Source organism: Mycobacterium sp. Aquia_213 (assembly GCF_026625985.1).
Taxonomy (GTDB): Bacteria; Actinomycetota; Actinomycetes; order Mycobacteriales; family Mycobacteriaceae; genus Mycobacterium.
Genome location: NZ_CP113116.1, coordinates 1872754 through 1898009, shown reverse-complemented (window position 1 = coordinate 1898009; position 25256 = coordinate 1872754). Strand labels below are relative to the sequence as shown.

The window sequence follows — 25256 nt, the reverse complement described above, 5'->3', positions numbered from 1 at the left end:
GGCGAAGCCTCGCTCACCCCCCGATGGTGTCACGACGGGCCGACCAATCCGCTCGGGGATCCAGCATCTCCGATGCCGACCAGGCCAGCACGCACGCCACCGCGACCAACCCGGCCACCCGGGTCGACGCACGAAACCAGGCCCGCCGCCACAGCAGCATCGCCAGCGCCAGCAGCAGCGCGGTGGCACACCCGACCAGCAGCACACCGGCCAGGCCATCCGGTACCGGCACGGTCGCGGCCGGCGCACCGGCCGCGACATGCGCCACCTTCGACACCCACCACACTTCCGGGCCGGTGAAACGCATCAGCAGCTGTGCACCCGGCGGCCACGGCACGCACAACACGGCCGCCGCGCTGCCCAGCACGGTGATGGGCGCGATGACGGGCGCCGCGGCCAGATTGGCGGCCACGGCGACCAGGCTGAACCGACCCGAGATGCCGGCAACCAGTGGCGCGGTCACCACCTGCGCCGCCAACGCGACCGCGAGCCCATCCGCCAGCGGCTTGGGGCAGCCTTTGGCGGCCAGCCGCCGCGACCAGACCGGCGCGACGACCACCAGCGCGCCCGTCGCCAGCACCGACAACGCGAAGCCCGCATCGACGGCCAGCTGGGGAGCGACGGCAAGCAATATCAGCACCGTGGCCGACAGCGCCGGAATCGCTTGTCGCCGGCGTGAAGTCAGCATCCCCGCCAGCGCGATGGCACCCATCACGGCCGCGCGCAACACGCTTGCCGTCGGCTGGACGACGATCACGAACGCCACCAATGCCACCCCCGCGAGCAGCACGGCCGCCCGCGGGCCGATCAGCCGGGCGGAGAACAGCACCGCCGCGCACACGATCGTGACGTTGGCGCCCGATACGGCCGTCAGGTGCGTCATGCCGGCCGCACGGAATTCGCGGCCGGTGTCGGCGGTGAGCGCCGAGGTGTCGCCGAGGACCAGGGCCGGCAACATCGCGCCCTGCGCGGCGGGCAGCACTTCGTGCGCGGTGGCGGCGAACCGGCCGCGCACCACGTGCGCGGCACGTTGCACCGCCCCCGCCCGGCCCGTGACGGGCCGGCCCGCCGCGTTGAGCACCGCGACGGTCAGGTCGTGGCGAGCGGGACGGTTGATCCGCGCGGTAAACCGCATCGGTTGGCCCACCATCACGTCGAAGTCCGACGCCCGTGCGAAAACCGTGACCCGGCCGGATATCTCGTCGCCACGCAGCCGCTGCAAATTGGCACGAAACATCAGCCGGCCCGAGCCCAGCGACAGCGCACTCTCGCTGGGCGTCACCGTCACCGGGGCAACCGTCCCGAACGCCGCGGTGATCGGGTGGCGCGCCACCGCGTCGGCGCGCAGCGCGATCGCGAATCCGAATCCCGCGCCGACCACTCCGATCGCCACCAATCCGGCACCGACGGTCCGCAACCGCTGGTGCCGGCCGGCCCGGTGCACCGAGTAGCAGGTCAGCACCACGGCCGCGGCGACCAACGTGACGCAGCACCAGGCCAGCACGCGGCCAACCTGCCACGCGATGCCGGCGGCGGTGACGATCCAGCCGGTCAGTCCGGCGGGGACCAGCCGCACATCGAGGCGGGCGAGCGCCGAGGCGCCTCGGGGCGCCTCGGCGGTGTCAGACACGGACCAGGGCGCGCAGCTTGTCCAGCCGCGACGGCCCAATGCCATCGACGTCGGCGAGCTGGTCGACGCTGGTGAACTTGCCGTTGGCCTGCCGCCACCCGACGATCGCGGCCGCGGTGACCGGCCCGACCCCGGGCAGGTCATCCAGCTGATCCACGGTCGCGGTATTCAGGTCGAGCACCTCGCCCGCTTTCGGCCGGACGGATCCCTTGACCGACCCCGTCGGTGCCGGCGTCTTGGCTCCCGGCGTCGAGCCGGCCGCCACCGAGCTGCCCAGCGCGGTCGGCCGCCCCGACACGGGCGCCAGCCCGACCACGATCTGCTCGCCATCACCGAGCGGACGGGCCATGTTCAGGCCGATGGTGTCGGCGCCGTCCATCGCACCCCCGGCGGCCTGCAACGCATCGGCGATCCGTGCGCCGGGCGTCAACGTGACCAGGCCGGGCTTGTGCACCAGACCCACCACGCTGACCACCACCGGCCGGTCCGGGCCGGGACTCGTCGAGGATCTCGGGTTTACCGTGGACGCCTTCTCGACGGGCGGCAGTTTCGCGGACATCACCGGTGCGGGATGGTCGCGGACCAGCGTGAAGATCGTGACCAGCACGGCCAGCGCGGCCACCACGGCCAACGCGATCGCGCCGGCACGGCCCGGATCGGCACGCAGCCGGGCCCGCCAGCTCCCGCGCTCCGACGCGTCGGGAAGCCAGCGCGGCAGCAACGAGTTCTGATCCTCATCCGGGGTGTCCGGCTCCGGCTGCGGGTCCGGATTGTCCGCGTCCGGGTCGGCGCCGAGGCGCCGGTGCAGTCGCTCGCCGGGAAGTTCTGTTCGCATGCGCCGACGGTAGGTGCGCCGACCCCCACCGCGGCCCCGACCGACGGCGTCGGGGCCGCGTGCTGTGGATTAACCGGAGGCTGTGCACAGGCACAGCCGAGCATGGGTCAAGATGGAACTCGGAGCGCACGACCGGACGGGACCGCCCATCTGTCGGAAAGCGGTCGGCACGCTCAACCCAGGCAAAGGAGTCTCCATGCAACTGGCGCTGACGCCGGAGGAAGCCGCATTCCGCGACGAGCTCCGCACCATCTACACCACCAAGATTCCCGAAGAGATGCGCGAACGGGTGCGCCAGGGTTCGGCGGAAGTGGTCCACGACGACGTAGTCACCAGCCACAAGATCCTGCACGAGCACGGGCTGGCGGTACCGAGCTGGCCGGTCGAGTGGGGTGGCAAGGACTGGACGCCCACCCAGCACCAGATCTGGGCCGACGAGATGCAACTGGCGTGCGTGCCGGAGCCGCTGAACTTCAACACCAAGATGGTGGGCCCGGTGATCGCCGAATTCGGTTCTCAGGAGATCAAGGAGCGCTTCCTGCCGCCGACGGCCAGCCTGGACATCTGGTGGTGCCAGGGCTTTTCCGAGCCCGAGGCCGGCTCCGACCTGGCGTCGCTGCGCACCACGGCGGTGCGCGACGGCGACAGCTACGTCGTCAACGGCCAGAAGACGTGGACCACGCTCGGCCAGTACGCCGACTGGATCTTCTGCCTGGTCCGCACCGACCCGCAGGCGCCCAAGCGCCAGGCCGGCATCTCGTTCCTGCTGTTCGACATGAAAACGCCGGGCATCACCGTGCGGCCCATCAAGACGATCGACGGCGGCCACGAGGTCAACGAGCTGTTCTTCTCCGACGTCCGGGTGCCCGCCAATCAGCTTGTCGGAGAAGAGAATCAGGGCTGGACGTACGCGAAGTTCCTGCTGGGCAACGAACGCACCGGTATCGCCGGCGTGGGACGGACCAAAGTCCGCCTCGCCGAGGTGAAGAAGTTCGCGGCCGAAGCCGGGATGCTCAACGATCCCCTGTTCGCGGCCCGGCTGGCCGAAGCCGAAAACGAGCTGCTGGCACTGGAACTCACCCAGTCGCGGGTGGTGACGGATTCCGCGGACGGGGAGGCCAACCCCGCGTCGTCGGTGCTCAAGCTGCGCGGCAGTCAGTTGCAGCAGATAGCCACCGAGCTACTTGTCGAGGTGGCCGGCCCCGACGCGCTGCCCACCGACGGGGAAGGCATTGCGTCTCCGGACTGGGCACAACACAGTGCGCCGCGTTACCTGAACTACCGCAAGACGTCGATCTACGGCGGTAGCAGCGAGGTGCAGCGCAACATCATCGCGTCCACCATTCTGGGATTGTGAGGCAGCCATGGACTTTCAGTTGACCGACGAGCAGGGCCTGTTGCGCGACACGACCCGCGATCTGCTGTCCCGCAGCTATGACCCGGAGAGCCGCAACAAGGTCATCGGCTCCGATCTCGGCTGGAGCCGCGAGGTCTGGAGCCAGCTCGCCGACACCGGAATTCTCGGCCTGGGCTTCGACCCGGACGAGGCCGGCCAGATCGAGATCATGGTGGTGCTCGCCGAGGCCGGGCGAAGGTTGGCCCCCGAGCCGATCCTGCACGCCGCGCTGGCACCGGGCGCGCTGATCGCCGAACTGGGCACTGACGCGCAGAAAGAACAGCTCGACGACGTCGCGGCAGGCCAACGACTGCTGGCCTTCGCCCACCTGGAACCGGGTCACCGTAAGCCGACCACGACAGTGACGACTCAGGCTGCGCGGCAAGGCGATTCATGGAAGTTGACCGGACTCAAGAACCCGGTACTCGCCGGGGACTGCGCCGATGCGCTGGTGGTCAGCGCCGCGTTGCCGGACGGCGGCACCGGCCTGTTCCTCGTCGATGCCGGCTCCGAAAACACCTCTGTCACCCGTCACCCCTACCGGACCTTCGACGGACAACGCGGCGCACAGGTCGACTTGGACGGCGCGGCTGCCGAACCGTTGGGCGAAGCGGTCGACGCGTCGGACGCCATCAGCGGTGCCATCGTTCGTATCCAGTCCGGGCTGTGCGCCGAGGCGGTCGGAGCGATGGAGGAAGCGCTGCGGCTGACCACCGATTACCTCAAGACCCGCAAGCAGTTCGGCGTCACGCTCAACAAGTTCCAGACGCTCACCCAGCGAGCCGCCGACATGTATGTGTCGCTGGAAATGGCACGCAGTATGAGCCTGTACGCCGCGATGTCGATCGCCGACGGCAACCTCGACCCGCTGATCGCGTCGCGGGCCAAGGTGCAGATCGGCCGGTCGGGCCGCCACATCGCGCAGGAGTCGATCCAGATGCACGGCGGAATCGGTGTGACCGCGGAATATCCGGTGAGCCACTACGCCGCCCGGCTGACCGCGATCGAGCACACCCTGGGTACCTCGGGCGATCACGTGCACAACCTGATCGACCACCTCGGCGATTACGACTTGGCCCGGCTCTAGCCGATGGCTGTGCTGTCCGACAGGGTCGTCGCCGGATTCGACATCAGCGCCTGACCTGCCGGGCTCAGCTCGCCCCTGACGCGGTAACCGGTACCGACGCCTCGGGCGCGGCAACCGGTTCCGACGTCTCCTGCGGCGCCGCAACCGATTCCGCCTCCCCCGACGGCGATTCCGGTGACGTCGTCGTCGACGGCGGCTCCGGTGAGTCCGCGTCGGGCAGCTGAGCCACCAGATACTCGGCCAGCCCCCCGATGGTCGGATAGTCGAATACCGCGGTGGCGTTGATCGTGAACTTGCCGCCGAACTGACTGTGCAATCGGTTGCGCAGTTCGATCGCCATCAGCGAATCCGTGCCGAGGTCCAGGAACCGACTGGTCGCGGCCGGCGGCTGGGCGAGCCGAAGGAAGTTCTGCACCTCGCGCTGCAGGAACTCGGTCACGAATCCGGCGCGCTGCGGCACCGGAACCTCCATCAGCTGCTTGAGCAACTCACTGTCGCCGGTCACCTCCCCGACGGCACTGGGCAACACGAGGTCGAGGATCGGGGGACGCGAACTGCCCAGCACCTTCGCGGCACGCTGCCAGTTGGCCTTGAGCACGGTGGCCTGTCCGGTCCCATTGGCGACGAGTTCGGCGAGAGCACCGAGCGCCGCCGACGGCTCCAACGGAATCAGGCCCTGCGCAGTGATATTGGCTGTCGCGGCTTCCGAGGAGGCCATGCCGCCCTGGGCCCAGGGACCGAAGTTGACACCGGTGGCGGGCAGACCTTGCGCCCTTCTTTGCGCAACCAGGCCGTCGAGCAACGCATTGGCGGTCGCGTAGTTGGCCTGACCTGGTGAACCGAACAAGCTGGATACCGAGGACGACACGATGAAGAAGTCCAGCTCGTCGTCCTTCGTCAGCTTGTCCAAGTGGCAAGCACCGAACGCCTTGGGCGCCAGTGTCGTTCGGAATCTCTCCATGCTCTGCCCGGACAACAGCGCATCGTCGAGGACGCCGGCCAGATGGGCCACACCCGCGAGCGGCGGCAGTTCCGCGCGGATTCGCTCCAGCAGCTTCTCGACCTCGGACTCGTGGCCGACGTCGGCCGCGAAGACGTGGATGCGGCATTTATAGCGCTCGGCGATCTCCTCGATTGCGTGCTGCGTGGCCGCATCGGGTGTGCGCCGGCTGGTCAACACGATGTCACCGGCACCGAGTTGGGCCAGATACGACGCCGTGTGCAGGCCGATCGCGCCGAGCCCGCCGGTGATCAGGTAGCTCCGGTCCGCCCTCGGCTGCAGCGGATTCGGTATCTGCACCACGATTTTTCCGATGTGCCGCGCCTGCTGCATGCGGCGGAACGCGGCCCTCGCCTCGGTGAGCGGGTAGATCTCGGCGGGCAGTGGCACCCACTCACCCTTGCCCAGTCCCTCCGACACCTCGGTCAGCAAGCCACGAATACGCTCGGGCTCCTGGAAGGTCACCGTGTCCAGCGCCACGATCTCGTAGGCGATGTCAGGGCGGACCTCCGCCATCTGTTCCGGCGTCCAGATGTCGCGTTTGGCGATCTCGGCGAACCGGCCGTTCTGGGCGGTGGCCCGCACGGTCGCTTCGAGGAACCCTTCATTCGTCAGGCTGTTGAGCACCACGTCGACGCCTGCGCCGTCGGTGTCGGCCAGGATCTGGTCGGCGAAATCCGTGGTGCGCGAGTCGTACACATACTTCACACCCAACTTGCGCAGCGTCGCGCGTTTGTAGGTGCTGGCCGTGGCGAAGACCGTGGCACCGCACTGCTGTGCCATCTGGATCGCGGCCAGACCGACACCACCACTGGCGGCGTGAATGAGCACGCGATCACCGGGCTGCACCTGCGCCCAGTCGAACGCGAGCCGAACCGTCAACGCCGCAGCGGGAATGGTCGCCGCGGCTACCGCGCTCACGCCAGCGGGAATCGGCGCCAGCAACTGGGCCGGCACATTGAACCGGCTGGCGAACGCGCCCTGCATAAAGCCGTAGACGCGCTGGCCGATCTCGAGTCCGGTGACGCCACTACCCAATTGGGTGACGGTTCCGGCGAAGTCGCCGCCGATCGGGCCCGGGTCGCCCGGGTAGAGGCCAAGGACATTGAGCACATCCCGGAAGTTGAGGCCCGCGGCCTCCACCCGGACCTGCACGTAACCCTCGTCCGGCGCCGGCACCTCCGCCTCGGTCAGTCGCAGGTTGTCGATCGCGCCGCGCTCGTTGGGCGCCAGGACATAGTCGGACGAGCGCGGCACCGTGAGATGACCGCTGCGCGCCCAGGGCAACAACCGTGAGGCCAGCAGCTTCCCTTGTCGCAGCGCAATTTCCGGCTCGTCGACCGGTGTGACCAGCAGGTTGGCCAGCGCTCGCACCGCCTCCTCGGAGCCGTCGCAATCGACGAGTTTGCAGCGCAGCGCCGGTTCCTCGTTGATCGTGGTCCGCCCGAATCCCCACAGCGCCGCCTGCACCGGATCGACCGGCTCGCCGGACTCGGTGGCTACCGCGCGCTCGGTGATGATCCACAGTCCGCCAGGCAGTTTTACCTCGCCGTGTTGCACCGTGTGCACCGCGCTGAGCAGGTTTGCGATTTCGGTTTCGAGTCGCGCCGCGCCCTGGGCGCTCGACTCTTTACGGTTCGGCGCGGCGCTGCGCCAGACGACGCCGGAGAACGGCAGACCACGCTCGTGAGCCTGTGCCAACAGCTGTCCCAAGAGCTCCGGATCGGTGTTCGGGTCGAACGGGATGCAGCCCGGTACGTCGGCGGCCAGTTCGTCGAATCCCGCAATCAGCCAGGTGCCGTTCGCAACTGCGGCGTCGTCGTTCGGAGCCGGTGGCGGCACCTCGTGCCAGCCGAGGGTGTAGAGCAGCCGGGTGGCGTCGCCGCCCAGACCGCGCAGCAAGGCCTCACGGGGTGCGCGCTTGACGGTGAACTCGCGAATCCCGCCCAGGTGCCGGCCATCTCGATCGATGTAATCGAGATCGAAGACCTGGGTTTCGCTGTCGAGGGCGCTGGTGTGCCACTTCGCCCGGCAGTAGAACCGCCGCGGCATCTTCTCCCGCAGCGTCACCTGCCCGTACCGCAGCGGCAGGAACAGATCGTTGACGCCCTGTTCGGCCGCGAGAAGTGCCGGGAACGCGGGGAACGCGACACCAGTGCACAGGTCCATCAGCACCGGGTGCATCGGCTCTGTTCCGAGTTGTTCGGCGAGTTCTTCGCCGACGACGATGTCGCCGATCGCCTCACCCTCACCGAGCCACAGCGACTTCAGCGAACCGGACCAGGTCGGACCCCATGCCAACTCCAGGTCGGCAAAGGTCTCGAACAACTCCTGCGGCCGCATCCGGTCCAGCCGCTCGATCGCTTCGTCGACCGGATCATTCTCGGATACCGGCTCCTCGTCAACGCCGGCGACCACAGCGCCTTCGGCATTCAACGACCATTCGGCGCCGCGTTCACCGTACGGCCGGCTGTGCACCTGGAATTTCCATCCGGCGCCGTCCTCCTGCGGATGCAATGTCAGCTGCACCTCACGAGAACTCTTCTCGGGCAGGATGATCGGCTCGTAGAAGAAGACGTCCTTCGCCCGTGCCGGCGTACCGACGGCGGCCAAGGCCATCGCCGCGTACGTCGCCCCGGGGACGACGACGGTGCCGTAAATGACGTGGTCGGAAAGCCAGGGCTGAGATTTGATCGACAACCTGCTGGTGTATATGGAGTCGCCAGAGGCGAGATCTTTTGCACTACCCAGGATTCCGGACACCGCGGGTCCGTCAACGGCGATTCCGGACGTCTTGGGCCAAAAGCGGCGGCGCTGGAACGGATAGGTGGGCAATTCGAGTCGGCGCGGCGCCTGACGATGCAGCGCAGCGAAATCGGGTCGGTGTCCGCCGATGTAGGCCGTGGCCAGCGCATCGGCGATCTGGCGCCGGTCGCCAACGCCCTTACGCAGCGAGACGATTGCCCGTGGCGCGGCCAGGTGCTCCGGCCAGACCTGCACCGCGGCTGCGGTCAACACCGGTTGCGGACCGATCTCCATCACTACCGAGCATCCAAGTGCGGCCACCGTGCGCACGCTTTCGGCGAACTGCACCGGTTGGCGGGAATGCCGGCGCCAGTACCCGGCGTCGAGCGGGGTCTGCGCCGTGAGCACCGCGCCGGTGCGGTTGCAGACCAGCGGCAACGTCGGGGCAGCGAACTCCAACTGCGCCGCGTACGACTCGAATTCGTCGAGCACGGGATCCAGCAGCTCCGAGTGGAACGCGTGGCTGGTCTCCAGCCATGTGCAGCGGATCCCCTCGTCACTGAATTTGGCGACGATCTGTTCGAGGTCATCGCCCGGGCCCGAGAGCACCGTGTTGGGTCCGTTGTAAGCGCCGACCGACACCCGCGGGAATTCGCCGGCGATCTGTTCGACGTGCTTGGCGTCGGTGAACACCGCCACCATGCGCCCGCCTTCGGGCAGGCTGCCGAACATCCGGCCGCGCTCGGCCATCAGCCGTGCGCCGTCGTCGATGCTGAAGACTCCAGCCACACATGCCGCTGCGTACTGGCCCACACTGTGCCCCAGCACCACGTCGGGCTCGATGCCCCACGACTGCCACAGCCTCGCCAGGCCCATCTCGATGGCGAACAGCGCCGGCTGCGCAAACGATGTGTGCCGCAGTGTTTCTCCGCCTTCGCGGTCGGTGGCGAACAGCACCTCCAGCAACGGACGCGGCAGCATGTCCTTGACCGCGTCCGCGCAACGTGTCACGGTTTCGGCGAAAACCGGTTCGGTCTCGAACAATTCACGCGCCATCCCGGGATACTGACTTCCCTGACCGGTGAACAACCACGCCGTCGTCGGCCGGTGCGTGTGCTCCCCGCGTACCACACCGGGCCGCAGGCGGTTCTCGGCCAACTCGGCCAAGCCCTCGCGGGCACCCTCGACCGAATCGACGACCAGCGCGGCGCGATGTTCGAAGTGCGATCGCCCCATTCCGGCGGTAAGGCATACGTCGGCGAGGTCCACGTCGGGGTGCGCGCTCAACCAGGCTTGGTAGCGCTGCGCCAGCGCCACCAACGCTTCCGGTGACCGGGCGGACAGCGCCAGCACGTTGACCGACCGCTCGCGGGCGTCGGTTACTTCGGCTTCGTCTGCCGAGTCGGACGGACCTTGGGTGGGCGATCCCGCTCGGGCGGGCGCCTCCTCGATCAGCACGTGTGCGTTCGTTCCGGTGAACCCGAAGGAACTCACGCCGGCGCGGCGCGGCCTGCCGTTGGCCTGCCACGGAGTCGACTCGCCCACCACCCGCACCGGCAGCGAGTCCCAGGGGATGTGCGGCGACGGTGTGTCGAAATGCAGGCTCTGCGGCAGCAATTCGTGCTGTAGCGACAGCACGACCTTGATCAGGCCCGCCGCCCCCGATGCCGACTCGGTGTGTCCGATATTGGTCTTCACCGATCCCATCAGCAGCGGGCGGTCCGCATCACGCGAACCTCCGTAGGCGGCCGCGGCCGCCTGCACCTCGATCGGATCACCCAGCGGGGTGCCAGTACCGTGCGCCTCGAGGTAGTCGACGTCCCCGCCTGCCAGACCGGCGCGGGTCAGCGCGGCCCGGATGAGTCGTTGCTGTGCACCACCATTGGGCACGGTCAATCCGCTGGAAGCGCCATCCTGGTTGACCGCGCTGCCCGGAATGACAGCGAGGACCCGATCGCCGTCGCGCTCCGCGTCGCTCAACCTCTTGAGCACGAGAATTCCGCAGCCTTCGCTGCGCACGTAGCCGTCGGCGGAGGCATCGAAGGTCTTGCACTTACCGACCGGGGAAAGCATGCGGGCGCGCGAGGCCGCAATGACCGTCACCGGGGAAAGCAAGACGTTCACACCCCCGGCCACCGCGAGGTCACAGTCGTCGGAGTGCAAGGCCTGGCACGCCTGATGGACGGCCACCAAGGCCGAACTGCAGGCGGTATCGATCGCCACTGCCGGCCCTTCGAGTCCGAGCGCGAAGGCGACCCGACCCGAAATGGCATTGAGCGCATTACCCGTGATGAAGTACGGCTCGATTTTGTCGATCGGCTCCGCCGACAGTAGGTGCGCATACTCGTTGGCGGCCACCCCCGCGAAAATGCCGGTCCGGCTACCGCGTAGCGCCGCCGGCGAGAGCCCGGCGCGTTCCAGCCCCTCCCACACCGTCTCGAGCATCAGCCGCTGCTGCGGCTCGATCCAGACGGCCTCGCGCGGGGAGATACCGAAGAATTCCGGATCGAATCCGTCGATTTCGTCGAGGAATCCGCCGAAGCGCGTATAAGTCTTGCCCGGGGTCTCTGGGTCCGGGTCATAGAATTCGTCGATATCGAATCGGTCCTCCGGGACTTCCCGGATCGCATCGACGCCGCCGGACAGCAACTCCCAGAAGGCTTCTGGGTCGGGTGCGCCGGGGAAGCGGCACGAGACCGCGACGATCGCGATCGGTTCGTCCGTCCGCGTCGTCACCGCCGACGCCGGCTGGGACGCTGGTTTCGCGGACGCCTGCCCGCTGAGCCCGAGCACCTCACCAAGCAGATAGTCGGCCACGTCGGACAGCCGGGGGTGGTCCATCGCCAGGGTGGCCGGAATCTCCTTGCCCACCCCCTGCTCGATGTGGCGCCGCAATTCGACGGCCATCAGCGAATCCATGCCGAGGTCAAAGAACCCCGCATCCTCGCGGATCTCCGCGGCGTCCACGCGCGTTACCTCTGCTACCGCGTCGCGCAGGTAATCGGTCAGCAGCCGCTTGCGCTGCTGCACCGGCGCGCCTGCCAGCCGCTCGACCAGTTGTGTCTTCCCAGAAGGCAGCACGGCCGGCACCGCATCGGGCACCTCGCTCTCCAACTCCGCCAGGAATGCCCGCCGGCCGGCTTGCTGGTAGAGCGGCAGGAAGCGGGCCCAGTCGATCCGGGCCACCACCCCCTGAGCCGAGGGACCCGCGACGACGTCGGCCAGTCCCGCCAGTGCATCGGCAGGTGACAGCGTCCGGACCCCGCGCTGCTCCAGTCGCGCACGGGATTCCGCATCGGCCATGCCGGCCGACCAGGGGCCGAAATTGACGCTGGTCCCGCAGATGCCCTGCGCGCGCAGACGCCAGGCCAGTGCGTCGAGGAACGCGTTCGCCGCGCTGTAGGCGGTCTGTCCGAATCCTCCCCACACCGAGGCGATCGAGGAGGTGCTGATGAAGAAATCGAGCTTCAGGTCAGCCGCTGCCTCACTCAAATGCCAAGCACCCCAGACCTTCCCGGCGAAGACACGATCGACTTCGGCCTGCTGAGATTCGAAGTCCAGGTTGCTCAGCGGCGTGGTACCGATCTCGCCCGCGGCATGGACGATGCCGGCCAACGGCGGAAGTTCGGCCCGCACATCTGCCAGCAGCCGTGCGACGTCGTGCGCATCGGCGACATCGGCAGTGACTACTCGAAATTCGCAGCCGTACTGTTCGCCGAATGCATCGATGCGCTGCTGCGCGGCCTCGCTCGGTGCGCGCCGGCTGGTCAGCACCAAATGCTTGGCGCCGTGCGCGGCCAGGTAACCGGCCATCTCCAGCCCGATCGACCCCAGCCCGCCAGTGACCAAATACGTTGCTTCACTGCGTAATTCCGGCGATTTTCCGGTCGGCTGCCCGTCCCGCCGAACCAGCCGGGGCACGTAGACCGCTTGATCACGCAGCGCGACCTGGTCTTCGCGCGGGGCGGAGTCGTGCGGGGCCGTGATCCGGTCGATGAACCGAGACCACTCGTCGGCAGTGCCTTGCGCCAGATCCGCCAGTCCGCCCCACAGGTGCGGAAGTTCCAGCGATGCGGCGCGACCAAATCCCCACAGGCAACCCTGGTCCGGCGCCACGGTATCCGAGTCGGTAACTCGTTGTGCGCCACGGGTCACCACCCAGACGGGTCTGCGGAGTTCGGCGGCGGTCGCAGCGGCGAAGAGCCGCCGCGTGCCGCCCAGGATCCGGTGTTGCATCCGCAGCATTGACTGCATCGACGGCGCGGTCTCGGCGTCCACCGCCGCGACGTGCACGATACGCAACATCGAATCCTCAACCGCCGCAGCGCGCAACGCATCCGCGAGCTGTTCCTCGTCGGAGTCGGAGGTCGGCAATCCGAGGAACCGGTACTGCTGTCCACGTGCAGTGAGCTCGTCGACCAACGGCTGTAGCGCCGGGGATTCGTCGCCGATGAGAAGCCAGGAAGATCCCTCGCCGGCCTGCGCGCCGGCGAGGCGAGCAGTGACTGTCTCCCAGCGGATCTCGTAGCGGTCGTCCGCGATGGACTGACTGGTCCGTTCGTGGTTGTGTTGTGCCGCAAGCTTGGTCAGCACGCTCAGGGTCCGATGATCGCTTGCACCGTCGAGCAGGGCCGCGAGTTCCTCGATCCGGCCGTCCTCAAGAAGGCGGACGGCCTGGGTACGCGCGGAAAGCTGCGGCTGTTGGCCGGCGGGTTCCTGATTGTCGCGAAACCAGTACTGGCGGCGCTCGAACGGATAAGTGGGCAGGTCGAGTTTTCGCGCGTGCGCCTGCCGGAAGGCATCGAATTCGGGTAGGTGGCCCAAGACATACGCCTCGGCAACGGCTTCGGTGATCTGCCGGTGGTCGGCGGTGTTTCGGCGCAGCGACGTGATCGCCCGCGGCGCGGTGGCCGGATCAGGCCATGCACTCAGGGCCGCGGCGGTGAGCACCGGTCGTGGGCCGATCTCGAGCAACACCTTGCAATTGAGTTCGGCAAGGGTGCGCGCGCTCTTGGCGAATTGCACCGGCTGGCGCGCGTGACGGCGCCAGTAGGCGCCGTCCAGCTTCACGCTCCGGCCCAGCGCGGCGCCGGTGCGGTTGTCAACCAGAATCCGTTGTGGGGTACCGAAATTGAACCGATCCGCATACGACTCGAATTCGTCCAGAATCGGGTCCAGCAGCGCCGAGTGGAACGCGTGGCTGGTGTCGAGCCAGTCACACCGGACACCGTCAGCCACCAGAGGAGCCACCGCCGTCTCCAGATCCCCTGCGGGTCCGGACAATACGGTGTTCGCACCGTTGTAGGCGGCGACCGACAGACTCGGGAACTCGTTGCTCAGGTTCTCGACACGCTCGGCGGCGGTGAACACCGCGACCATCCGCCCACCCGAAGGCAAATTGCCGAAGAGACGGCCGCGTTCGGCCATCAGCAGGGCGCCGTCCTCGAGACTGACCACACCCGCGACACAGGCCGCCGAATACTGTCCGACGCTGTGGCCCAGCACCACGTCGGGCTCGAAACCCCACGACTGCCAAAGGCGGGCCAGGCCCATCTCGATCGCGAACAAGGCGGGCTGTGCGTACGAGGTCTGTCGCAGCGTCGCTTCGCTGTCCGGACTGTCGGTTTCGAAAATGAGGTCAATCAACGGCTTTTCGAGGACGTCGGCGACCGCGGCAGCGCAACGTTTCACCGTGTCGGCGAACACCGGCTCGGTGTCGAACAACTCGCGGGCCATGCCGGGGTATTGGCTGCCTTGACCGGTGAACAGCCACGCCGTCTTCGGTGTGTCATGGGATTCGCCGCGCAACAAGCCGGGAGCCGGGCGGTCGTCCGCTAGTGCGCCCAGCAGCTCCATCGCGGATTCTCGCGAATTGATCACCAAAGCAGCGCGGTGCTCCAGGTGTGCTCGCGCCGTCCCGGCGGTCAAGCACAGGTCGGCCAGGGTGGCCTCCGGGTGCGCGCTCAACCAGTCGCGGTATTCATCGGCGAGCCGGACCAACGCGGCGGGCGTTCGCGCCGAGAGCGGAAGAATGCTGAACCGTCGGTCCCCGGGCTGCCCGACCGGGATCGGCGCCGCGACAGGCCGTGCCGCTTGCTCGGGCGCTTCCTCGAGAATGACGTGAGCGTTTGTCCCGGCGAACCCGAATGAGCTGATTCCCGCGATGCGCGGCCGGCCGTTGCGTTCCCAAGCGGTGGCCTCCTTGACCACCTGCACCGCAAGCCGATCCCAGGGAATGTGCGGCGACGGGTTCTCGAAGTGCAGGTGCTGCGGCAGCAACTCGTGCTCGAGCGACAGAATGACTTTGATCACACCGGCGATACCCGCGGCCGCCTCCAGGTGCCCGATGTTCGTCTTCACCGAGCCCATCAGCAGCGGCTGGCCGGGTTCGCGTCCGGCGCCGAACGCCGCACCCGCGGCCTGGGCCTCGATAGGGTCACCCAGCGATGTCCCGGTGCCGTGTGCTTCCAGGTAGCCGACGTCGTGGGGCTCGAGGTCGGAGCGCTTCAGCGCCTCGGCGATGACCCGTTGCTGGGCAACGCCGTTCGGGACCGTCAATCCACCCGATGCACCGTCCTGGTTGATCGCACTTCCGCGGATCACGGCCCGTATCCGGTCGCCGTCGCGGATCGCGTCCTCGAGGCGCTTGATCACGATGACGCCGCATCCCTCGCCGCGCACATAGCCGTCCGCGGCCGCATCGAAGGTCTTGCAGCGGCCGTCCGGCGCGAGCATGTGAGCGCTGGAGAACGTGATCATCGTCGCCGGGGTGAGCAGGACGTTCGCGCCGCCGGCCAGCGCGAGGTCGCATTCGCCCAAGCGCAGCGCCTGGCACGCCTGATGGATTGCCACCAGCGACGAGCTGCACGCCGTGTCGACGGCGACCGCGGGGCCCTGCAACCCCAGTCGATAGCTGATCCGGCCCGCCGCGGCGGCATTCGATGTCCCGATGGCCATGTAGGCCTCGATCTCCGGGTAAGTCAGCTCGTCGGATGCCATTCCGAGGTAGTCGTGGGTGGCCAACCCGACGAAGACACCAGTGTTGCTGTTAGCCAGGGCCGTTGGCGCGGTGCCCGAATGCTCCACCGCACGCCATGCCGTCTCCAGCAAGATCCGGTGCTGCGGGTCCATCAACCTGACCTCGCGTGTCGACATACCGAAGAACGGCGCGTCGAAGCCCGTCACGTCATCGACGAAACCCGCACGACGGGTCACGACCTTGCCGGGCGCACCGGGTTCCGGGTCGAAGAATTCGTCGACATCCCAGCGGTCCTGCGGCACTTCCGATATCGCATCCCGGCCTTGCCGCAACACATCCCAGAACTCATCCGCATCCGCAGCACCCGGAAAACGCGCTGCGTAGCCGACGATCGCGAAACCCGATGCCGGCTCGCCCAGATCTTCAACGGATGCCATACGGTTGCCCTCCCTGCGTTGCCCGATCAAGGCCCGATCCCCACGGGCGGCCCGGTTGCGCTTCAGAATCATCTTTCCGAAGGCCAGCGCTGCAAATGCAGAGCCCGCTCCGCAGAACGACGGCCAGTGCGGCTGCCGCCCTGCGTCTCTCGCCCGGCCGTTCGATTGCCACAACGGCCCACCGGATCCTTGAGCGAGTGTAGGCGGTGGCGCGTGCATGTCTGGGAGGCCGTCGCCGGAGGGTTATCTTGGTGTCGCCGCTTTTGGCCGGAGGGGAACCGTTTGAACCGAGGGGGACGTAGTTTTGCGCATCGGGAAGATTACGATCGGCGCTCTCGATGATTGGACGCTGACGCCAGGCTCGGTCACCTCGTGGCACCCGACGGACGCGGCAAAAGACAAGGTCCGGCAAGCGCCGGTCAGCTCGGTGCCGGTCAGCTACATGCAGGGCCAGCATCTTCGTAACTACTGTGAACGGGCGGCCGCGGGGCTGAATTTTTCCCGGCAGATCATTGCGACCTGTGAGTTACCTGGGACTTGTGATGTCGCGGCGATGGACCACGCCGTCAACACGTACCTCCGTCGACACGACACCTTCCGCAGTTGGTTCGAGCACACCGGCGACGGACAGTTCGTCCGGCATACCCACGGCGATCCGGCCGACATCGAGTTCACGCCAATCGATCACGGCCAGCTGACCGTTGACGAAATTCGCGCTCATGTCGTGGCCATACCGAGCCCGCTGGAGTGGGGCTGCTTCACCTTCGGGATCATCCAAAGCGAGAGCCATTTCACATTTTTTGCCGCCATGGATCATGTCCACGGGGACGCGACACTGATCGGCACCACGATGATGGAAGCCAACGGCATGTACACAGCGTTGAGCGGCGGCGGTGAGGCCCTTGCTCTTCCCGATGCCGGCAGCTTCGATGATTTCTGCATCCGCGAGCGCGAATACACGTCGACGTTAACCGTGGATTCGCCCGAGGTGCGGGCGTGGATCGAGTTCGCCGAAAACAACAATGGCGGTTTCCCCGAATTCCCACTCCCCCTGGGTAACCCGTTGGAGTCGAGTAGCAGTGACATGGCCTCCGAACTTCTGATGAATCCAGCACAGACGGAGCGATTCGAATCAGCCTGCGCGGCGGCCGGAGCGCGCTTCGTCGGCGGCTTATTCGCCTGCTTCGCCCTGCTGGAGCATGAATTCACCGGCGCGCTCACGTATTACGGCCTTACTCCCAGAGATTCCCGAACCGCCGCGGACAATTTCATGACACAGGGCTGGTTTACCGGCTTAATCCCGATCACCGTGCCCATCGCCGCGGCCTCTTTCGGCGATGCCGCTTGGGCAGCTCAGGCTTCTTTCGATGCAGGTCTGGACATGGCGAAAGTGCCCTACTACCGCGTATTGGAATTAGCGCCGTCGTTGACCTGGCCACAGCCAAACTTTCCGGTGTCGAACTTCTTTCACGGCGGCGCCGCTCCACTCAACGCGATCCTGGCCGCGGCCGACCTGGGTCTTGCGAACAATATCGGAATCTATCCCGACGGCCGGTACTCCTATCAGCTGACCATTTATGTGTTCCGGTACGGCGAAGGCACGGTCATCGCGATCATGCATCCTGACAATCCGGTCGCCAAGAAATCGGTGAGCCGCTACATGGCGGCTATGAAGTCCGTGTGCGAGCGGGTCGCGGGCAGCGGACACTGGGGGCGAGTCGCGTAGCGTGGGTCCATCCGATGGCTAGAGCGTTTCTGAAGTGCGCGAATCCCGCTCGGGCACACTACGAACTAGCGCGGCTTGAGAGAGCGTCGGCGAGCGTCGCCGGCGGGCGCAACCGACTGCGCCGACCGGGGGCGAGGGCGATATGCGACGGTTAGCCGATTTCGTGGTGCGGTGGCCGTGGGTCGTAATCGGGCTCTGGGTCGCGGTTGCGGTCGCACTACCACTGACACTGCCTTCGCTGAGCGAGATGGCCGAGAAGCATCCGCTCGCCATCCTGCCCAGCGATGCACCATCGAGCGTCACCGCCCGAGAGATGACCAAGGCGTTTCACGAATCGGGCTCAGAAGACCTGCTATTGGTGGTCCTGACGGACGACAAGGGGCTTGGCCCCGCCGACGAAGCCGCTTACCGCAAACTGGTGGACACGCTGCGCCAGGACACCCGAGACGTCGTGATGGTGCAGGATTTCATCAGCACGCCGCCGCTGCGCTCGGTCGTGACCAGCAAGGATCACAAGGCATGGGTGATTCCGGTCGGCGTCGCGGGCGAGTTGGGCACCCCACAGTCGTATGCCGCTTTCAACCGGATCAGCGACGTCGTCAAACACTCGGTCGCCGGAACTCCCCTCACGGTAACCCTCACCGGCCCCGCGGCAACCGTCGCCGACCTCACGGTCGCGGGCGATAAGGATCGGCTTCCGATCGAGCTGGCGATCGCCGTCCTGGTGCTCATCGTCCTGCTGGTGATCTACCGCAGCGCGGTTACCATGCTGCTGCCGTTGCTGACGATCGGCATCTCCCTGGTCATCGCGCAGGCGGTGGTGGCGGGTTACTCCCAACTGACCGGCTCGGGCGTCTCGAACCAGTCCATCGTATTTCTGAGTGCCATAATGGCCGGGGCCGGAACGGATTACGCCGTCTTTCTGATCAGTCGCTATCACGACTATCTGCGGTCGGGTGCGGATTTCGATCAAGCGATCAAACGCGCAATGATCTCGATCGGAAAAGTGATCGGCGCATCCGCGGCCACCGTCGGAATCACATTTCTGCTCATCAGCTTCGCCCGAATGGGGATATTCAAAACGGTCGGCGCGTCGTCGGCGATCGGAGTCGGCGTGGCATTCCTCGCCGCGGTGACATTGCTGCCGGCAATTCTGGTGCTCGCGGGGCCGCGTGGCTGGGTCAAGCCACGGCGCGAGCTGACCGCGCGGTTCTGGCGGCGTTCGGGAATCCGCATCGTGCGCCGGCCCAAGGCCAATCTGGTTGCCAGTGTGCTGGTGTTGATCATCCTGGCCAGCTGCGCCGGCTTGGTGCGCTACAACTACGACGATCGCAAGGCCCTGCGGTCTGCCGCGCCGAGTTCCATCGGGTATGCCGCGCTGGATCGTCATTTCCCGGTCAATCAATCCATTCCGGAGTACATCCTTATCCAGTCACCGCATGACCTTCGTACGCCGAAAGCTCTGGCAGACCTCGAACAGCTGGCGGACCGGGTCAGCCAACTACCGAATATCGCTGCCGTCAGCGGCATTACGCGTCCCACCGGAAATGTGCCCGAACAATTCCGGGCCACCTATCAGGCGGGCGCTATCGGCACCCTGTTGGCCGGCGGATCCACCATGATCAACGATCACACCAATGACCTCAACCGACTGGTCACCGGGGCCGGCACGCTGGCCAACAGCCTCGGCGATGTCCGCGGCCAGGTCTCCCAACTTGCGGCCAGCCTGCAGGAACTGGAGGGTGCCTTCGCCTCGGCGAAGAACCAATACAGCGGCGACGCGCTGGTCAAACAGGTCGACATCGCTGCCCAGCTCGTCGACCATGTCAACGCGCTGAGCAACGCCATGGGCTGGAACTTTTCGGCGGCCAAGAACATATTCGCCTGGATAGGCCCGGTGCTGGCAGCGCTGCAGGGCAACCCGGTGTGCGATGCCGATCCGTCGTGCAGCTCCACCCGCGGAACATTTGAGCAACTCGTGGGTTCGCGCGATCAAGCAGACCTCGACGCGATCAATGACTTGGCCCACCAACTGCAGGACTACCAGGACAAAAAAGCCCTGAAGGCGTCGACCGACCGCGTGCGTGCCGCGCTGGGCAAGCTCACCAAGGTGATGCACTCGATGGGGATGGACAAACCCGGTGGCCTGCAGACGAATCTGAACAGTGTGCAAGACGGCGCAAACCGACTCGCCGGAGGCAGCCGGCAAATAGCCGACGCCGTGGCTCAACTCGTCGACCAAGTCAAACAGCTCGGCGCCGGGCTCGGCGAGTCAGCGACGTTTCTGTTGTCACTGAAACGCGATGCCGCACAACCGGCAATGGCCGGGTTCAACATCCCGCCCCAGCTGCTGCAGTTAGAGGAGTTCCAGAAGGCCGCCAAGGTGTTTATTTCGCCGGACGGCCACTCGGTGCGGTATTTGGTTCAAACCAAACTGAATCCGTTCAGCACCGAAGCCATGGATCAGGTCAATGCGATCAGTGCCGCCGCTCGGGGAGCACAACCGAATACCGCACTGGCGGACGCCACGATTTCGATGGCGGGATACACCGTTGGCCTGAAGGACACCCGCGACTACTACCAACACGACATCCGGTTCATCATCGCGGTAACCCTTCTCGTCGTACTGGTGACCTTGATCGCGCTGCTGCGCGCGATTGTCGCGCCGCTGTATCTGGTTGCTTCCGTCGTCATTTCGTATTTGTCGGCGGTAGGTATCGGCGTACTCGTATTTCAATACCTGCTGGGCCAGCAATTGCATTGGAGCGTGCCCCCGCTGGCATTTGTGGTGCTGGTCGCGGTGGGAGCCGATTACAACATGCTGCTCGTCTCGCGAATGCGTGAGGAATCGCCGCATAGCATGCGCTACAGCATCATTCGCACCCTGAGCTCGACGGGCGGTGTGATCACTGCGGCAGGGCTGATCTTCGCGGCCTCGATGTGCGGCCTCTTGTTCTCCAGCATCGGCACCGTGGTCCAGGGCGGTTTCGTGATCGGCGTGGGAATTTTGCTGGACACCTTCTTGGTCCGCACCATCACGGTTCCGGCCATCGCCACGCTGGTCGGACGGGCAAACTGGTGGCCTTCCCAAGGGGGTGCGCACGTGAGCGGGCGGCGGGCGCCCGTCCGACGCGCCGAGCCACAACCCGGTTAGGGACTAGGCATGATTTATGTGAAACTACGAGACGAATCCGAGCGGTCAGGATTAGGAATGAAGAAACTACTCGCAGGAGTTTCGGCGCTGGTAACTGTCGGCGCCACAGCATATTTCGGCGTCGGCACCGCGTCGGCCGACGATACGCCCATCGGCGGCCCGCCGACCCCGGGGGCGCCGGGCGACCAGACCGCGTTCGCACTCGGCGGCGCTCACGTTCTGGGCATCCCCTACGACGAGTACATCCGCCGTGAGGGCGCCGAATGGTTCCCCGGTCAGCAGCGCGAAATCGTCCGCTACCCGGCGGGCCAGGTTCAGGGTCACGTGCTGGAGCGGCTGTTCCCGGGCATCGGCCGGTTCGATCAACTCTTCCCCGGCCTGGGCCTGGACGGCCCCAGCGTCGGCGAGTCGGTCGACGTGGGTGTGGACAACCTCGATGCGGCGATCCGCGCGGGTCGCCCCGGAACGGCGATCGGCTTGTCCGAGGGCGGGTTCGTGGTCGATGGCGAGCAGGCACGACTGGCGAGTGACCCGACTGCTCCCCCGCCGGACAAACTGAACTTCGCCACATTCGGCGACCCGATCGGGCGTCACGCCTTCGGTCAGAGCTTCCTGAGCGCCATGTTCCCGGTCGGCAGCGTTGTCCCCGCACTCGACTACACCATGCCACCACCGTACGAGAGTCAGTACGACACAAACAGATTCGTGGCCGCATACGATTCGATCGCGGACTTCCCCGACCGCCCGGACAACATGTTCGCTCTCGCCAACACGCTCCTCGGTCTCGCCACGGGCCATACCGCGGTGGCCTTCACGAACCCGAGCATGGTGCCGCCGCAGAACATCAGGACGACGATCAACTCCCGAGGCGCGAGAGACACCACGATCATGGTCCCGGAAAAGCATCTGCCCCTTGTCATGCCGCTGAAATACGTCGGGATCGACGAAGACACGCTCAACAAGTTGGACGCAATCCTGATCCCTCGGGTGAACGCGGGCTACTTCCGAAACGACGACCCGTCGACCGCTCCGGTTCAGGTGGACCCGGTGCACGGCTTCGACCCGGCCGAAGTCACCGCCCCAGCCAACCAGGCGACATTCGGCGGCGGCGCCGACCCACTTTCACAAATCCTCAGTGGTGCCACGTCCGTGTTGTCCCACGGCACCGGCTGACAACGCGCCTATGTCTGCGTCATCGATTCTCGCCATGCTGCACGGGCGGGCCAGTCTGCGTCCGCATGATCTGGCGTACACGTTTACCAACTTCGAGGGCAATTGGGACGGCGTTCGCGAGAGCCTCACCTGGTCGCAGATATCTCGCCGAACACTCAATGTGGCACGCGATCTCGGCCCGCACGGATCGGTCGGAGACAGGGCGGTAATCCTGGCTCCTCAGGGCCTTGACTACATCGCGGCGTTCCTGGGATCCATGCAGGCCGGGCTCATCGCAGTTCCACTTCCGATGCCACATCGCGGCTCGAGTCACGAGCGGGTAAGTGCGGTCCTTGCCGATACCTCGCCCTCGGTTGTTCTCACAACGTCGGCTTTCGCGGACGATGTCGCCGACTATGTCGATCGAGCACGCATGGACGATGTTCCGAAGATCGTCGAAATCGATTCGATGAATCTGGACGTCGATGGCGAAACAAGTGTTCGGACAGCCGATTTGCCTAACATCGCGTATTTGCAGTACAGCTCGGGTTCGACCCGAACGCCGACCGGTGTGACGATCTCGCACCGAAATCTCGAAGTGAATTTCGAGCAGCTGATGCGCAGCTTCTTCGTGGACTCCGGAACCAAAATTCCGTCGGAAGCCACGATCGTGTCGTGGTTGCCCTTCTACCACGACATGGGTTTGGTGCTGGGAGTCTGCGCTCCAATCCTGAGTGGCCATCGTGCCGAGTTGACCAGTCCGGTGGGATTCTTGGAGAGGCCGGCCAGATGGGTGCGTGCGTTGGCCGAAAATCCGCGCGCGTGGTCGTCGGCGCCCAACTTCGCCTTTGACATGGCCGCCCGCAAGACCGCCGACAAAGATCTGGCCGGGCTCGACCTCGGCGATGTGCTGGGCATCATCAGCGGCGCCGAGCGGGTCGAGCCGGTCACCTTACGGCGCTTCGTAGATCGGTTTGCGCACTTCAACTTTCGGGACCACATGATGCGGCCTTCCTACGGGATGGCCGAGGCCACGGTCTTCGTGGCGACCGGCACCTGGAGTGAATCGGCGCCGGCGGCGCGCTTCGATACCGCAGCGCTCGGCGCGGGCCGTGTTGAGCCGTGCGGAGCCGGGAGAGCCACGGCAGCCGGAAACGCTACGGCTCTGGTGAAGTACCAAGTGCCGCAATCGCCCACGGTGCGGATCGTCGACAGCGAGACGAATCGCGAATGCCCGCCGGACTTGATCGGTGAAATCTGGGTGCACGGCGAGAATGTCGCCGACGGCTATTGGCGCAAGCCGCCATCCGAGCAGCGCTGCTTCGGCGCAACACTTGTCGACCCGTCGCCCGGCACGCCTGACGGGCCGTGGTTGCGAACCGGCGACCTGGGTTTCGTCTACTCCGGTGAGCTGTTCATCGTCGGCCGCATCAAGGACCTGCTGATCATCCGCGGGCGTAATCACTATCCCGAGGACATCGAGGCGACGGTCCAAGCGATCACCCGTGGCCGGGTCGCGGCTATTTCGGTTCCGGTGGACGGTACCGAGCAGTTGGTCGCCGTCATCGAGCTCAAGAAGCGGACCGACTCCGACGAGGACGCGACGGCCTGGCTCGGTGACGTCAAGAGCGAGGTGACGTCGGCGATATCCAATGCACACGGGCTCAATGTCGGCGATCTGGTGCTGGTACCTCCCGGGTCCATTCCCACCACGACGAGTGGCAAGATCCGGCGCGCCGCCTGTGTCGAGCAGTACCGGCAGGACCAATTCGCTCGGCTGGACGCCTAAGCTCGACGCCCGCGCACGGTGGCGAAGCGCGCTTCGCATAATGGGTCCATCCCGCACCGGCAAAGGAGCCACGATGAGCACAGCCAGTACAGACCGTCCCTTACGCGTCATCCAGTGGACGACGGGGAACATCGGACGGCGGTCGCTGCACGCGATCATCGGCAGGCCCGACATGGAGCTGGTCGGGGTGTACGCGCACGGGGCGGACAAGGTCGGTGTCGACGCCGCCGAACTTTCCGGCTGGCCGGAGCCCACCGGCGTGCAAGCCACCAATGACATCGACGCGCTGATCGCCCTGGGCGCCGACGCGTGTTGCTATAACCCGTTGTGGCCCAACATCGACGAATTGGTGCGGCTGCTGGAATCAGGCGTCAACGTGTGCTCCAGCGCGGCCTGGATCACCGGCGGCAAGCAGACGCCGCAGGACCGTAAACGCATCGAAGATGCTTGCCAGAAAGGCAATTCGACGATCTTCGGCAGCGGGGCGCATCCCGGCATGACGAACATGGTCGGCATGGTGCTGTCCGCCTCCTGCGAGCGCGTCGACGAAATCCGGATCACCGAATCGGTGGACTGCTCGACCTACGAATCCGCGGAAACCCAAACAGCGATGGGGTTCTCACAAGATCCCGACACACCCGGGCTGGCGGAGAACGTGCGGCGGGAAAGCGAAGTCTTCGCCGAGTCGGCGGCGATGATGGCCGACGCGATCGGCGCCAAGCTGGACAAGATGACCTTCGACGTCACGTTCACCGCGGCCACCGGCGACTCGGATCTGGGCTTCATGAAGATCCCCGCGGGCACGGTCGGCGGCGTGTACGGCTTCCACCGTGGCTGGGAAGGCGACCGCAACGTCGTCAGCGTCGGATTCAACTGGACCATGGGTAACCACGTCGCCCCGCCCAAGCCGCTCGAGCACGGCCACGTCATTCAGGTCTTCGGAATGCCCAACATGCGGACAGTCCTGCACTGCCTGCCGCCGAAAGACTGGACGGAGCCCGGGTTCATGGGGCTCGGCATGATCTATACCGCGATGCCGGTCACCAACGCGGTCCCCGGCGTGGTGGCCGCCAAGCCCGGGATCGTGACCCTTGCCGACTTGCCGCCGGTCACCGGCCGCCTGGCCCGGTAACGCTATGGCGTTGACCACATACCGGGCACCCCGGAGGAACGGTTCCGTCCTCTAAGGTTTAGAGTGCTTAGCCGAGCAAAGGTTCCGCCGACAATTAATGTTGTCGACGACGGTGGTGAGCTTTCCAAGGCAGGACGGCAGGCCCCCGCAGCGGCGAGCGGAAGGCGGTCAAGGTGAGGGCTTCGCCGAACTCG

Annotated in this window: 10 protein-coding genes; 7 read left to right on the top strand and 3 right to left on the bottom strand. The window is 66.2% G+C overall.

Annotated elements, in window-relative coordinates; all coding sequences use genetic code 11:
* Positions 1-13 precede the first annotated feature (13 nt).
* Both LMQ14_RS08930 and LMQ14_RS08925 read right to left on the bottom strand, forming a co-directional pair.
* A complete protein-coding gene (locus LMQ14_RS08930; RefSeq protein ID WP_267735419.1) occupies positions 14-1576 on the bottom strand; it encodes a ComEC/Rec2 family competence protein in 1563 nt (520 codons plus the stop codon).
* 46 nt (positions 1577-1622) lie between these two features.
* Positions 1623-2465 (bottom strand): ComEA family DNA-binding protein, encoded by an 843-nt coding sequence (locus LMQ14_RS08925; RefSeq protein WP_267734392.1) that lies wholly within the window; start codon positions 2463-2465, stop codon positions 1623-1625.
* A gap of 196 nt (positions 2466-2661) precedes the next feature.
* On the opposite strand from LMQ14_RS08925, the gene LMQ14_RS08920 reads away from it, so the two are divergent.
* Positions 2662-3822, top strand: a complete 1161-nt coding sequence (locus tag LMQ14_RS08920; RefSeq protein WP_267734391.1) for an acyl-CoA dehydrogenase family protein — start codon at positions 2662-2664, stop codon at positions 3820-3822.
* A gap of 7 nt (positions 3823-3829) precedes the next feature.
* Entirely contained in the window at positions 3830-4948 is a 1119-nt protein-coding gene (locus LMQ14_RS08915; protein WP_267734390.1) for an acyl-CoA dehydrogenase family protein, read from the top strand.
* 64 nt (positions 4949-5012) lie between these two features.
* Here LMQ14_RS08915 and LMQ14_RS08910 read toward each other — a convergent pair whose 3' ends face one another.
* The gene (locus tag LMQ14_RS08910; RefSeq protein WP_267734389.1) at positions 5013-16109 is read right to left on the bottom strand and encodes a type I polyketide synthase; all 11097 of its coding nucleotides are present in this window, start codon (positions 16107-16109) and stop codon (positions 5013-5015) included.
* Positions 16110-16413: 304 nt separating this feature from the next.
* Between LMQ14_RS08910 and LMQ14_RS08905 the strand changes: the two genes are divergently transcribed.
* The 5 genes from LMQ14_RS08905 (at position 16414) to LMQ14_RS08885 (ending at position 25062) form a co-directional block, all read left to right on the top strand.
* Entirely contained in the window at positions 16414-17835 is a 1422-nt protein-coding gene (locus tag LMQ14_RS08905; RefSeq protein WP_267734388.1) for a condensation domain-containing protein, read from the top strand.
* A 142-nt stretch (positions 17836-17977) separates the two neighbouring features.
* A complete protein-coding gene (locus LMQ14_RS08900) occupies positions 17978-20989 on the top strand; it encodes an RND family transporter (RefSeq protein ID WP_267734387.1) in 3012 nt (1003 codons plus the stop codon).
* A gap of 57 nt (positions 20990-21046) precedes the next feature.
* A complete protein-coding gene (gene pe, locus LMQ14_RS08895; protein ID WP_267734386.1) occupies positions 21047-22162 on the top strand; it encodes an acyltransferase PE in 1116 nt (371 codons plus the stop codon).
* Between the two features lie 10 nt (positions 22163-22172).
* Complete coding sequence (locus LMQ14_RS08890; RefSeq protein ID WP_267734385.1) at positions 22173-23930, top strand: AMP-binding protein; 1758 nt, start codon at positions 22173-22175, stop codon at positions 23928-23930.
* 73 nt (positions 23931-24003) lie between these two features.
* Complete coding sequence (locus LMQ14_RS08885) at positions 24004-25062, top strand: dihydrodipicolinate reductase (RefSeq protein ID WP_267734384.1); 1059 nt, start codon at positions 24004-24006, stop codon at positions 25060-25062.
* Positions 25063-25256: the final 194 nt, after the last annotated feature.

Excerpts from the sequence above, each read along its gene's own strand:
- LMQ14_RS08925 (WP_267734392.1), bottom strand. The coding sequence starts at position 2,465 with ATGCGAACAGAACTTCCCGGCGAGCGACTGCACCGGCGCCTCGGCGCC.
- LMQ14_RS08920 (WP_267734391.1), top strand. The coding sequence starts at position 2,662 with ATGCAACTGGCGCTGACGCCGGAGGAAGCCGCATTCCGCGACGAGCTC.
- LMQ14_RS08915 (WP_267734390.1), top strand. The coding sequence starts at position 3,830 with ATGGACTTTCAGTTGACCGACGAGCAGGGCCTGTTGCGCGACACGACC.
- LMQ14_RS08910 (WP_267734389.1), bottom strand. The coding sequence starts at position 16,109 with ATGGCATCCGTTGAAGATCTGGGCGAGCCGGCATCGGGTTTCGCGATC.
- LMQ14_RS08900 (WP_267734387.1), top strand. The coding sequence starts at position 17,978 with ATGCGACGGTTAGCCGATTTCGTGGTGCGGTGGCCGTGGGTCGTAATC.
- pe (WP_267734386.1), top strand. The coding sequence starts at position 21,047 with ATGAAGAAACTACTCGCAGGAGTTTCGGCGCTGGTAACTGTCGGCGCC.
- LMQ14_RS08890 (WP_267734385.1), top strand. The coding sequence starts at position 22,173 with ATGTCTGCGTCATCGATTCTCGCCATGCTGCACGGGCGGGCCAGTCTG.
- LMQ14_RS08885 (WP_267734384.1), top strand. The coding sequence starts at position 24,004 with ATGAGCACAGCCAGTACAGACCGTCCCTTACGCGTCATCCAGTGGACG.